Genomic DNA, 12717 nt, shown 5'->3' with positions numbered 1-12717 from the left:
ATAAAAACCTCTAGATTAGAATGAAATTTATACAAGCCTAGTTAATTAGTATTAACATCAGGGTTTTGCAGGCATAAAAAAACGGCCATTGAGACCGTTTTAGCCTTTTCCGTTAATGACTATATACTCAAAATATCTCTCAGTAACAAGCTGTCATTAGCAGAGCCTCAATTATCAGTAGCTCGTTAACCTGTTAAGAACAGAGTTCGAAGTGACTCTGATAGGTCTGCGCCCATCTGAGTAACTCCACACGATTACGAGATTGCGTCTTCCTGAAAATAGAGGAGATATGTGCCTTCACCGTGTGTTCGCTGATGCATAGTCGATGAGCGATCTCTTTATTTCTAGCGCCACTGGATACGAGCTGAATAATGGTACGCTCTCTTTTCGTCAACATCTGCAGCATAGCCACGGTATCTTGTGAATAATCCTTGGTGCTGTCCAAACGGCTCACCAGTTGACGGAACATCTTACTGATAAGCGTCCTGTCATACCAAAGCTCATCGGCCACCATCTTTCTTAAACCTGTTAACAATAGGTCCATACGTTGGTCCGCATAAAGCAACCCACGAATTCCCAGTAACAAGGCAGATTCGGGCTCAAGTTTCTCGCGGTTAACCTGATAGAGTGCAACGGGTACATGGGGCACCAGACGAGATGCCAATAACGGTATCCCCTTACTATCTAAGGCGGCTCCCTCCTGCTCGATCAGATAGAAACAGTTATTGTCTCTCTCAGGCTCAAGTTCAGATACCTGCTTCACTATGCGTGTTTTTAAACCAATAGATTCGGCCAGAATAGCCAAGTGGCATGGTGCAGCCACTTGATGCAAGAACACCAATTCATCAATCTTACTCATTCACTTTTCTCCCTGAAAAGTTTACTTGTTCTCTGTAAGGGGGGTGGTCAATCTTCCCTATCAACCAGAATGATTACTATTTTGAATAGTTTTAGTAGATTTGAATAGTTTTAATTGTAATACCATAGTAAAAAAGTATTAATCAAATGTAAATGCGATGATAAATCGGTTTTTATCAGTTTTAGCTATTAAAACCTCATACAGCTAGACCTTTAAAGCATAAAAACCAGTAGACTTTATACAAGATAAAATAATTCACTAGTTAGCCATTAAATTTAGCCAGCTGTACATCATGAAACTTAACAAGTGTAACCAGGCAAATTATCGCCCCCACCAACGCCATGCCCATATCCGATTGGGTATCCCAAATGTAACCTTGGGTCCCTAAAAATGCTTCGGCATCCTCCCCCGTAAGCAGAGCAACCCACCACTCAATCAACTCATAGAAAGCTGAAAATGCTAGAGCGAAGCACAATGACAAGAAATTACACCAAGCGCCACGTTTCACCACATCTAATCGAATGAAGATTTCACGGACTACTAAGGTAGGCACGAACCCCTGAGCAAGATGCCCCAGCTTGTCGTAATTGTTTCTGTCTGAGCCCGTAATTTCGGCGATCCAGTCAAAAAGAGGCACCTCAGCATAGGTGTAGTGGCCCCCAACCATAAGTATGACGCAGTGAACCAATATAAAAACATAAGCCAAAGGCGTCAGTGGAAAGCGCTCTCGAGTCAGAAATAAAACTGGCAAGACGACGAGAGCAGGTAGTACTTCAAGAAACCAGGTGAACAGGTCTTTAGGCTCGATAGCCGACCAAACCAGTACCGACAGAAAAATCACTAACCAAATAAGCTGTTTATTCAAAATAGGAACCTCATATACGGATAAACTCTATTGTTTTGATATAAGAATAATAACTTTAGCCATCTAGCCCTCCACAGTGCATAAAAAAAATGCTACTTTGGTCGGACAAGTATCAATAGAATACTAATAATACAAAAAATCAACTTAAGTTAACAAAATACCAATAACCGAAGAAGGTACCCAAATCATGGCGAAACATTCGCTGGACAAGGATAAGATCAAGATCCTGCTGTTGGAAGGCGTCCACCAATCTGCGGTTGATGTATTTAAGCGAGCAGGCTACAGCAATATCGAATACCACAAAGCATCTCTCGGGGAAGAGGCCTTAGCCACAGCGATCAAAGATGCTCATTTTGTCGGCCTTCGCTCCCGCACCCAGATCACCGAAGCAGTGTTAAGCCAAGCCGAGAAACTTGTCGGTATTGGGTGTTTCTGTATCGGGACTAACCAAGTTAACCTAAGTTTTGCTGAAAAACTGGGTGTACCGGTTTTCAATGCGCCGTTTTCAAATACTCGAAGTGTTGCCGAGTTAGTGCTGGGTGAAATAATTATGTTATTTCGTGGTATTCCACAGCGTAATGCCATGGCGCACAGAGGCGGATGGCTTAAGAGTGCCGTAGGCAGTTTCGAAGCCCGCGGTAAGACCTTAGGTGTTATCGGCTATGGTCATATTGGTACTCAACTCGGTATCTTGGCCGAGACGCTCGGCATGCGCGTAATCTTCTTCGATATTGAAGATAAGTTGCCACTGGGTAATGCCCAGCAAATTCATTCGATGCAAGAATTAATGTCTCTCGCTGATGTTGTCAGCCTGCACGTACCTGAGACACCGCAGACCAAAGAGATGATCGGTGAAGCCGAGATTGCCAACATGAAGCAAGGCAGCATCTTAATCAACGCCTCTCGCGGCACTGTTGTCGACATAGACGCTCTCGCTTCGGCCATCCGCAGTGAAAAACTCGCTGGCGCCGCTATCGATGTGTTTCCGGTTGAACCTAAGTCTAACAATGACGAGTTCTTCAGCCCGCTACGCGGTCTGGATAACGTCATCCTGACACCTCATGTGGGGGGCAGCACTCAGGAAGCCCAGGAAAATATCGGTATAGAAGTGGCTGGCAAGCTGGCGAAGTACTCAGATAATGGCTCGACCATGACTGCAGTCAATTTCCCGGAAGTTTCTTTGGCTCAGCATAAAGACGCGTCTCGATTACTGCATATTCACCACAACCGTCCCGGTATACTGATCAAGATTAACCAAGCATTTGCAGAGAAAGGCATCAACATCGCTGCCCAGTATCTTCAAACTACTGCGGAGATTGGTTATGTAGTAATGGAGGTCGATTCGGATCAAGCCGAAGAAGCTTTGGAACAAATGAAAACCATCGAAGGCACTATCAGAACTCGCTTACTGCACTAAATACCAGTCTGTGACTAAAAATTAATAACCCGCATAATTTTACTAATTATGCGGGTTATTTCATTTCAAGCATTTGCAGATTCGAGTTACAATCAGCTCTTTCCAGCCCGTTTATTTCCTAGGATCATGATATGACGCTTTCCGTTTCTCAGCCCAGTTGGAACTTGAATGACCCAATTCCATCGCTATTCTTCTCTAATTTATCCCACTTGGGTCTAATGAGCGTGACGGGTGAACAAGGCCGCAGCTTTATCCACGGACAAGTCACCACTGACATCAGCTCTTTAGAAAACGACCAATGGCGCTGGGGAGCCCACTGCGATCCCAAGGGAAAGATGCTGGCAAGCTTCAGAACCTTCGTCCTCGAAGATGCACTGTTCATGATGATGCCGTCTGATACCTTGGCCCTGGATCTAACTCAACTTGCTAAATATGCAGTATTCAGCAAGGCTGATCTCGTCGATGTTACCGAAAAATTCTTACTATTAGGCGTCGCCGGTGAACAGGCGCAAGCTTGGGTCAACGAGCGTTTCGGCCCAGCAGACAATACTAGCATCGACAAAGAAGTCACCGAGATTTCTGGTGGCCTGCTGCTTAAAGACAATGACCGTTTCATCATAGTGATGGACAAAGAAGCTGCTGCACCTTTGCTCACTTCTATCAGTCAAGAGATAGTCGATGCCACCGCCTGGCAAGCTCTGGAGATCCAATCGGGTTACCCTAACCTGGCAGCCCCACATCAGAGCCAGTTTGTACCTCAGATGTGTAACTTACAGGGTATTAATGGTATCAGCTTCCAGAAAGGTTGTTACATGGGCCAGGAAACCATAGCCCGCATGAAGTATCGCGGTGGCAATAAGCGCGCCCTGTATATCCTAAGCGGCACCAGTAGCGAAACTGTCAGTCTGGAAACCAGACTAGAGCTAGCCTTAGACGATGGCTTCAAGAAAACTGGTACCATCATCGAACTGGTTCAATCAGGCGAGCAGATCTTACTAACAGCCGTGCTACCTAATGACACCCAAGACAGTGCCAAGCTTAGAATCGCAGGAGATGAAAGCTCGTCGCTGACGATCAAGCCACTGCCATATTCGCTTGAAGATGAAGATTAAACTATAAGCGACGAGTTGCGAGTTGCGAGTTGCGAGTTGCGAGTTGCGAGTTGCGAAAAAACATAGATAAAGGTGCACTGTCAAAGCCCTATTCATGAGCTGAGTGCGCCTTTTTTATATCCTTTGTTTTACCCTTGCTATGCCCACTTGTTTTACGAGAAGAAGTCAGATAATTTAGTTGCTTCTATCCCCAATCATCCCAAATCGGAGACTGACTCTTGAAACAAGCAGATCTCACGTCAACCGAGAAACAAGAACTGCTCACTAAGCTCAGACATGAGCTAATCGACTTAGAGCAGCAAATAGAATCAATCCACGAACGCAGCGCCCCAGTTCAACTAGACCAGCAAGCGGTTGGACGAGTATCACGCATCGACGCGATTCAACAGCAACAGATGGCACAAGCGGGTGAAGTACTGATGCAGCAGCACCTCCTGCGTATTAAGCAGATCTTGCTCGAACCCGAGGAGTATGGTGTTTGTCTTGAATGCGGTGAGAGTATTGGTATCGGTCGGCTCACGATACATGCTATCGCAAAATTGTGTATTCAATGCCAAAGTGAGGCCGAGAACTCATAGATGGTTCTCTTTTATCTCTGTCTATAATTCTACATTTTCTAATATCGGATAATTGATTTGTAACTTTGAACGTTATTTCAATCTATCGCCTGTGGCGCACTTAATGTCCTAATACTTCTGCGAGACGCCGTTAATATGTCCCTATAGGCTCTGCGGCAACATCCATGTTGCCGAAGCTCGCAGCCGCATCAGGACTTGGATGAAGAGCAAATATAGCTTCCACCTACACCGGCTAATTAAAGGCTACTTATCTAGATTTTCTACTCTTATATTGCTTTTTTGCCTTATCAAGCCAATCAGGTTGATTGATTTTTAAGTTAGAACATCAAACTATTGATAGAAAGATACAAGCTAATAACCTTTAAATCTTATTAGCTTGTATCTACAACCAAACGCGGCCTAAAGATACAACTGGTCCCCGTTGGAAGTTGCCGAAGGGCGTTGAAGTTAATCCTGTGAAACTGACAGGACGTCAGTTTAGCTTTCGGGGGGCTTGGACGCCCCATCGGAAGCGTTAAGTATTTTCAAAAACAAACGTAGGGTAACAACTTCGCTAGGGCGTCTGGTACTTTGGTTTACAGAGAATCAAGGAGGCTTTGGACGAGCAGTCCTCCTTGCCCTACCTCTTACCAAGAGTGGGGGAATGGAATTCCACGACCTTAATCCAAACTGAGTTTGGAATCCCTTCTCTGCCGCTAGGCCCCACACTTCAAACAAGCTAACCGTGATAGTCTTATCGCCATATAAAGAAACAAAACTCTATTGGCGCTACGTTCAAACTAGGTTTAGATAATAATTATGAAATCAAAAAATGGTGAGTTTGGGGTTGGCGACAACTCCTACCAAATGGCGGGTGGCTTAGCAGGTCTGACTCGCTTGGTTGATGAGTTTTACCAGAATATGGATGAATTCTCCTCGTCAAAGAAGATCCGGGATATGCATCCTGGTGACCTTACTGATTCTCGTCAGAAACTCGCATACTTCCTTTCCGGCTGGCTTGGCGGCCCTAAACTGTATTCTGAGCATTACGGATCCATCAATATCCCGGCCGCTCATAAACATCTGTCGGTGGGCCATAAAGAAAGTGAAGCTTGGTTGTACTGCATGCAACAAGCCGTAGAAAATCAGCCTTACGAAGCCGATTTCAAAATTTATCTGATGCAGCAGTTACGCGTCCCGGCAGAGAGAATTAGACAGGTATCCGGCAGCTGATAGTTATACCAACCGGTATAAGAAAGTGGCCAACTCAGAGTTATTTTTGGCTGCATAATTCAAGGCGGGTGAGTGAGTGAGGGAATGGTGATCCCTTTCGAACTCATTCAACACAGAAGTAGGCTGCCAAAAACACTCCTGAAAGGCGAGTTTTAGCACTTCCGATACGGCGTTAACGAGCTTAAACGTAGAATAACTATGTTCCTCACTCGTTGCCTTGCCTCTGAAGCGCTAAACTCTCGCTGAGTGACCACACTTTTATACCGATTGGTATTAAGCACATCTGGAAGTTAAAAGTTCTTCGCCAAGGCTTCAGGGTACTGACGCCGCCTCGCCAAGAGTTCGGCTCTAGCCGTCACTTCTTCTTGTGTACATTGACCAGTTACCGGGAAGTAATGCTTAGTGGCGTATTGCTCGATGAGTGCAGAGCTCACCAGTTGATCAGCAATCAAATCTTGCAAGATTGCATCGGCAGCCGCTAATGCCGAAGAGGCCTTAACTATCTCTGCACGAGCATAATGCTTACCATGAAACGACACATCTGCCGTGCGTAAATCCGCATCATCTCCGGGGATTTGTTGCGCGCCAAATAAGGGCTTAGCCGCGACGCTAGCCTGACTAAAGCTTGGAATATATTGGGCTATATGCTCAATAGAGCCTAAGGTTCGCTTTTCGATGAGCTGCGCTGGCCATTGATGTTCAATCTTATTCATAAAACGTTCGGCAAGTTTCGGCTGGGCACTGTTTTCACAGCTCGCCACTAAGCCGTTCTTAAACAAGGTGATATCTTGAGTCATGCCATGTAATTGAAAATAACCATCTGGGTAAGGCGTCAATTGTGCCATGCCCTGAGGTGTGCCACGCTCCCCATAAAAAATAACCTCAGGCCACAAGCCTTGGCACTTTGGCCAGTGGGCAACATAGGCTGCTTTAAACTCGACCATACGCCGACGCTTAGCACTGAGCATGTCATCGATTTCGCCGCTCTTAAAGCCACAGGCATTAATCACATAATCAAAATCGGCATCGATGATCTCGATTTCATCATGCTTTTTCATCGATACACGCCAGCCTGACGCGCCTGCAAGCTGCTCCAATGCCACGACTTGCGTGTTGGTATGTAGATGACAAGCGGGTAAATTCTCTATCGCCATGCTAGCGATAGCAGCAAAACGAAAGGCTGACAGGCCATATTCCTGCACTAAGACTATCGGGAATTTTAAATTATCCAACTCGACATGCTGAGCAAAAGCCACCAACCAATCACTCGGACATTGAGCTTTCTCTGGTAAGGGAAGCTCTTTTAGGGCTTCTATTTCGGCTCGCTCAAACAAACGAAAATACTGCTCGGGCTCGCCTAACACTTTATTGCCAACATCTTGCCGAACTAAAGAGGTGTACTTAGTGCGTAACTTTTCTAAACGCGGCAGTAAATCACTGGATTCACCGGGATCGTTTTTCGGCAGTGCGATAACGGTTGGCCGCTTATTCACGCTTTGCGGGTATACCTTTACCGTATCGATAGATTGCTCTAGCAGGGTTAAACACTGCTCATCTGATATTTCCCGGTAAAGATTACCGCCAGCATGTAGATGACAAAAGGGAGGGCCATTGACTAAGCTGTCACCTTTTTCGATCAAGCTAGTATCTATGCCCAATTCGGCAAAGCGCAGGGCTATTGTTGAGCCTGCAACACCGCCACCTATGATGGCAATTTGAGGACTAGCTATCGATGCTGTATCAGATTTTTTTGCAGCTTGATTCATTGTGCTTTATTAGAGTGACATACAAAATTCGCGGCTATTTTACGTCGCAAGCAGTCAAGTTTATAGCCATGAATCACAAAAAGTTCATATTTACCGAATTCACGCTCTAAAGACCCTGAAATTAACTACCGACGATAATCAAACGCACCAGAAGGTTATAACAGATCCCCGTTGGAAGTTGCTGAGAGGCGTTGAAGAAACTAGTGTGAAGCTCACATAGCCATTCTCATCCATCCTTGGACTACAAGGCATTCAGGCATCCTACCTTTCAGATGTGAGGCTAGCTTTCGGGTGGATTGGCCGTTCTTTGGCATCCATGCCACCACGGCATTTGTGAATCTGACCTATAGGGCCTGCGATACTCCAGATATCACTCAGGCATTCCCCACGTTCTTGTGGGTCAGATAGGAAATGTCTTATGTATGTCTGGAACATACAAGACCATTCACTTCGGCTAGCAGTCCTCCTTGCCCTACTCTTTACCAAGGAATGGGGGAATGGAGACCCACGACTTACCTTGGCCGTAAGGCCGTATGTTCCAAAACTAACTTTAAAAAAATAAAGAGCTGGATTCCGGCTAAAAGCATTGCCAGAAAGACAGAAAATGAATGTGTAACAAGTCAAAAAAGAACAAAAAGTTAGCGTTCATTGCTAACTAAAATAAGCTGCTATACAACCCACCAGCGTCATAATAAACAGGAACCACTTCATAGCCTCAGGCCTAGCCTTGATGGCCATTTTAACGGCTAAATGAGCCCCAAACATGGTGCCGAAGGCGAGTATCACTCCGGGGAGCCATTGGATCAGGCCCTCAATCATAAACAGCACTAAAGCCACAGAGGTAAAAACGAGAGTGCAGAGCATTTTGAGCGCGTTGGCACGAACCAGATCATATCTCAGCGACCCCGCCAATGCCGCCAGCAGCACAAAGCCAACTCCGGCCTGAACGAAGCCACCATAGAAACCTGCGACACCCAGCCACCACCAGGAGCTCGGTGTCTGAGACACCTTATTCACCGATGCGCCGTATTCCGGCGCTATCATGGAAGGTTTGACTAGAATCACCAGTGCCATCAGCAGCATGGTGCCCAACAGCAGAGGCTTTATCCACTCAGTAGGCGCGTAGGCCGCTCCCGCAGCCCCTAATAAGCCACCGATAACGGTGGGAATAAGGATGGGCACTTTATCGTCTGTGTCTAGCTTGCCATGTTTCTTAAAGCCAAATACGGCGACTATCGACTGCATCAAGACGCCGACTCGGTTGGTCGCGTTGGCGACTTCCGCAGGCATGCCCATCATCATCAAGGCTGGCAACGTCAAGTTTGAGCCTCCACCGGCGAGGGTATTGATGATACCCGCGAAAAAACCTGTCACGAGTAACAAGATTGCATGGGTGATAGTGATATCCATCAAGACAAGGGCCCCCTTTAACACTGGCTAAAACAATGACGAGTAAACGACTCAAAATTTGTGCAGTGGACAGCTTACCGATTAATATCAGTAATTCAAATTATACTTTGTACCCAGCCTGTTACCTCTAAGGTAGACTAATGATTAGTGCAGCCATCTTGGCCCTGTAAAGGTCTGCAGACCTTAGCTAAGAATGATGTATGATTCGGTATGCTAAGTGGCTCACTGACTATTGACCCATAGTTTTGACCCACAATGGACTAGCCTTGGCGAATGGAGCCTTATGACAGAACAGATAGTTCAACTGCAAGGGATCAGCAAAGAGTTTATCGATGGTGGAGTCGGTCATAAGGTCCTCGACCGACTCGACTTGCTGCTCACCCAAGGTGACACCATTGCGCTCACTGGTGCCAGCGGGAGTGGCAAGAGCACCTTGCTTAATCTGATCGCCGGATTTGAACGCCCCGATGCAGGCACCCTTAGCCTGCTGGCCGAGAACACCACAAGATGGAACGACAATCACTGGAGTCATTTCAGGCAGGTTTATTTAGGTGTGGTCTTTCAACAATTTAATTTGCTGACCCCGCTGAATGTCGAAGATAACATTGCATTCCCACTCAGACTCAATGGATTAGATTGGAATAATTGGTGCGATCACCTGATCGATAGCTTAGGTCTGAGGCCATTACTCAAGCGCCATGTCGAAACCTTATCCGGAGGTCAACAGCAGCGAGTCGCCATCGCCCGGGCATTGGCCCATAAACCCAAACTCCTGTTAGCCGATGAACCCACCGGCAACTTAGATCAAGTCGCCAGTTTAGAAGTGATGAAGCTCTTATGTGAACTGGCAGCAGAGCAAGACACCGGCATAATTATGGTCACCCACAGCATGGAATGCGCCGAATTTATGCAGCGGCGCTGGCATCTGGATAATGGCCAGATCCATGAGTAATACCAAACTCATCCGCATGACCCGGCTTTGCCTTGAGGTCTTCTTCGCCCATTATCGCCAAGCCCCCCTGCAGGCTGCTGCCATCAGTATCGGTATTATTCTGGCTGTCACCTTGTTGATCGGGGTTCGCACCACCAATGAAAACGCCATTCAGAGCTACAGCTCTGCCACCGAGCTACTGAGTCAGCAAGCCAAATGGTCTGTCACCCCGCCACTTGGCAGTAAACGTCTGGATGAGAACCTATACTTCGACATGCGCGCCGACGGTTTCAACAATAGCCTGCCAGTCTTGCAAGGCGTCGCCAGCGACTCAAATGGTAAACGTTGGCGCATTCAGGGTAGCGACCTTATGGCCGCCCTCACCTCTTTCTCAGGCTCCGCTTCTCAAGTAAATAATGGAGCTAAAGCTGGCGGCGGGCTTTTCTCTTTAAATATTCCCATGGGAGATATCTTATCCGGCGATCCCATAGTACTGACCAGCAAATCATTGGCAGAGCAGATCTCCCAAGACGGTAACTTGGTACTCGGGGGCGTAAAAATAAGTGTTATAGCCTTAGATGATGCCAGTAATTTGGGCTCGGATATCTTAATGGATATCTCTCTGGCCCAGCGCATACTCAAACGACCCAATGAACTCAGCTATATCGCTCTCTTCTCTGACGTCAGCAGTTACAAGAGTCATTTAGAGCGGCTTATTGGAAATCGAGGCATGTTAATTGAGAGTGATCATGGTGATGGCCTCACCGCCCTCACCGAGAGCTTTCACCTTAACCTGACCGCCATGAGCCTATTGGCCTTCGTGGTCGGCCTATTTATCGCCTATAACGGGGTTCGCTATAGCTTACTCAAGAGGCAAAGGTTACTAACACAGCTTCAGCAGCAAGGCATAGCCAAGGCCCCCTTGATGTTGGCTCTGTGCATCGAACTTCTGCTCTTGGTCATAGTCGGTTCTATCATAGGTTTTATGCTGGGATTGCAGCTCAGTCATTGGCTACAACCTATGGTGTCGGTCACGCTGGAGCAGCTTTATGGCGCTAAGATATTTCCGGGTCACTGGCAATGGAGCTGGTTGTTTCAGGCCATAGGGCTGACTTTCCTAGCCGCCCTGGCAGCCTCAGCGTCATTATTTATTCAGCTCATCCGTCAGCCTCTGGCCGGGAATTCGGGTCACTTCACTCAGCAAAAAAGTGCCGATAAAATCTATCGATATCAATTATTAATAGCCATCACACTCGGATTAGTGGCAGCGATATTACTGCCTTTTAGCCAAGACTATCGCTACACCATGCTCCTGCTTGGTCTAGTGGTTATCGCCATCCCCTTAACCCTGCCTTGGTCTCTGGCATTTATGGTAAGTCAGCTATTAAAGGTGACACCTAAAGGTTTATTACATTATCAGATCGCCGAGACCAAGGAGCTAATAGCCCCCCTGTCGCTGGCCATGATGGCCATGTTATTAGCGCTGACAGCCAATATATCCATGAACACCTTAGTGGACAGCTTCGAGAGCACCTTGAAAAACTGGCTCGATGCCAGACTCCACGCCGAGATCTATATCAGGCCTGCATCGAATCAGATGGCCGAGGTAGAAGCGTTTCTGAAGCAACACCAGGATGTGGATGCCCTCTATAAACAGTGGTACCTAAGCAGTAAACAAGACAAGCTGCCGATCAATATCGTCACTCGAGATAAGCAGTCCTTAGCCCAGACCACAGTATTTAAAGAGACGCTCGAGAATATGTGGCCAGCTTTTTTTGCTAATAAACTCGTGCTGATCAGCGAGCCCCTCGCCATCAAGTTAAATCTCAAATTAGGTGACAGCATAGACTTACAGGCTCTGCCAGATAATCGCTTTACCGTGGGCGGCGTGTTCTACGATTACGGTAATCCCTATGGCGAGGTCATCATCTCCCCCGAGACTTGGCGAGCCAATGGATTTCCAGAGGCTCCGCTGAGCCTGGCCATTAACGTCAAGGGAGACACTGACAAATTAAAACAGGAGCTTCAGCAAAAACTGCGACAAGAATTACAGCAGGTATTCTCAATACCCGACGCCATGATTTTCAACCAAAAGAAGATTAAGCAGCAGGCAATCATCATGTTTAAGCGCACCTTCTCTATCACTCAGGTATTAAATACCTTAACCCTGCTCGTGGCGGCCATCGGCTTATTTAGCGCTTGTTTCATGCTCACTCAGGCGAGAATGGCCCCCATGGCCAGGCTCTACACCATGGGAGTTAATCGCCGTCAACTCACTACACTAGTCTTCGGTCAGATGTTGATTATCGTGTTGTTTACCTGCCTGCTCGCCCTGCCAACGGGTGCTATTTTAGGTTATCTGCTGATCAATAAGATCACCCTACAAGCCTTCGGCTGGAGTATCGCCATGGAATGGAACTGGCTCGCCTACGGTCAGGTGGTCTTGCTGGCACTGGTCTCCAGCTTATTGGCCGTGGCCTTACCCTTGTATCATCAGACCAAACGTCCGCTGGTCTCTAGCCTGCAGAGGGAAGTTATATGACGCCTAAGCCAATCCTAGTCATGCA

The 12717-nt window shown here is 46.9% G+C and carries 10 protein-coding genes; 6 read left to right on the top strand and 4 right to left on the bottom strand.

The genetic code is table 11. From position 1 onward, the window contains the following. Positions 1 to 193: 193 nt before the first annotated feature. Both FS373_RS09875 and FS373_RS09870 read right to left on the bottom strand, forming a co-directional pair. On the bottom strand, positions 194 to 859 hold the full coding sequence (locus FS373_RS09875) for a helix-turn-helix transcriptional regulator (protein WP_144044954.1): 666 nt from the start codon (positions 857 to 859) through the stop codon (positions 194 to 196). Between the two features lie 262 nt (positions 860 to 1121). Continuing rightward, entirely contained in the window at positions 1122 to 1724 is a 603-nt protein-coding gene (locus tag FS373_RS09870; protein WP_152829361.1) for a DUF2238 domain-containing protein, read from the bottom strand. A gap of 187 nt (positions 1725 to 1911) precedes the next feature. Between FS373_RS09870 and serA the strand changes: the two genes are divergently transcribed. The 4 genes from serA (at position 1912) to FS373_RS09850 (ending at position 6043) form a co-directional block, all read left to right on the top strand. Beyond that, entirely contained in the window at positions 1912 to 3141 is a 1230-nt protein-coding gene (gene serA, locus FS373_RS09865; RefSeq protein ID WP_144044952.1) for a phosphoglycerate dehydrogenase, read from the top strand. Between the two features lie 131 nt (positions 3142 to 3272). After that, positions 3273 to 4253 (top strand): tRNA-modifying protein YgfZ, encoded by a 981-nt coding sequence (ygfZ, locus tag FS373_RS09860; protein ID WP_144044951.1) that lies wholly within the window; start codon positions 3273 to 3275, stop codon positions 4251 to 4253. 218 nt (positions 4254 to 4471) lie between these two features. Beyond that, a complete protein-coding gene (locus FS373_RS09855; RefSeq protein WP_152829360.1) occupies positions 4472 to 4831 on the top strand; it encodes a TraR/DksA C4-type zinc finger protein in 360 nt (119 codons plus the stop codon). A gap of 798 nt (positions 4832 to 5629) precedes the next feature. Next, entirely contained in the window at positions 5630 to 6043 is a 414-nt protein-coding gene (locus FS373_RS09850) for a group II truncated hemoglobin (RefSeq protein ID WP_144044949.1), read from the top strand. Between the two features lie 290 nt (positions 6044 to 6333). Here FS373_RS09850 and FS373_RS09840 read toward each other — a convergent pair whose 3' ends face one another. Together FS373_RS09840 and FS373_RS09835 are read right to left on the bottom strand one after the other, a co-directional pair. Next, the gene (locus FS373_RS09840; RefSeq protein ID WP_152829359.1) at positions 6334 to 7809 is read right to left on the bottom strand and encodes an FAD-dependent oxidoreductase; all 1476 of its coding nucleotides are present in this window, start codon (positions 7807 to 7809) and stop codon (positions 6334 to 6336) included. A 651-nt stretch (positions 7810 to 8460) separates the two neighbouring features. Further along, positions 8461 to 9219: a sulfite exporter TauE/SafE family protein gene (locus tag FS373_RS09835; protein WP_144044947.1), complete on the bottom strand. Its 759-nt coding sequence runs from the start codon at positions 9217 to 9219 to the stop codon at positions 8461 to 8463. Between the two features lie 283 nt (positions 9220 to 9502). Here FS373_RS09835 and FS373_RS09830 point away from each other — a divergent pair, with 283 nt between their 5' ends. Together FS373_RS09830 and FS373_RS09825 are read left to right on the top strand one after the other, a co-directional pair. Continuing rightward, entirely contained in the window at positions 9503 to 10171 is a 669-nt protein-coding gene (locus FS373_RS09830; protein WP_152829358.1) for an ABC transporter ATP-binding protein, read from the top strand. Then, a complete protein-coding gene (locus FS373_RS09825; RefSeq protein WP_227992655.1) occupies positions 10164 to 12692 on the top strand; it encodes an ABC transporter permease in 2529 nt (842 codons plus the stop codon). The genes FS373_RS09830 and FS373_RS09825 overlap by 8 nt, the downstream gene beginning before the upstream one ends. Positions 12693 to 12717: the final 25 nt, after the last annotated feature.

It is taken from the genome of Shewanella sp. YLB-07 (assembly GCF_009377275.1).
Note: the sequence above shows the minus strand (reverse complement) of the source record. Positions and strands in the feature narration are given on the sequence as shown.

Bases quoted from the DNA above. Each gene is read 5' to 3' on its own strand.
- FS373_RS09850 (WP_144044949.1), top strand. From the start codon at position 5,630: ATGAAATCAAAAAATGGTGAGTTTGGGGTTGGCGACAACTCCTACCAA.
- ygfZ (WP_144044951.1), top strand. From the start codon at position 3,273: ATGACGCTTTCCGTTTCTCAGCCCAGTTGGAACTTGAATGACCCAATT.
- serA (WP_144044952.1), top strand. From the start codon at position 1,912: ATGGCGAAACATTCGCTGGACAAGGATAAGATCAAGATCCTGCTGTTG.
- FS373_RS09825 (WP_227992655.1), top strand. From the start codon at position 10,164: ATGAGTAATACCAAACTCATCCGCATGACCCGGCTTTGCCTTGAGGTC.
- FS373_RS09840 (WP_152829359.1), bottom strand. From the start codon at position 7,809: ATGAATCAAGCTGCAAAAAAATCTGATACAGCATCGATAGCTAGTCCT.
- FS373_RS09875 (WP_144044954.1), bottom strand. From the start codon at position 859: ATGAGTAAGATTGATGAATTGGTGTTCTTGCATCAAGTGGCTGCACCA.
- FS373_RS09830 (WP_152829358.1), top strand. From the start codon at position 9,503: ATGACAGAACAGATAGTTCAACTGCAAGGGATCAGCAAAGAGTTTATC.
- FS373_RS09835 (WP_144044947.1), bottom strand. From the start codon at position 9,219: ATGGATATCACTATCACCCATGCAATCTTGTTACTCGTGACAGGTTTT.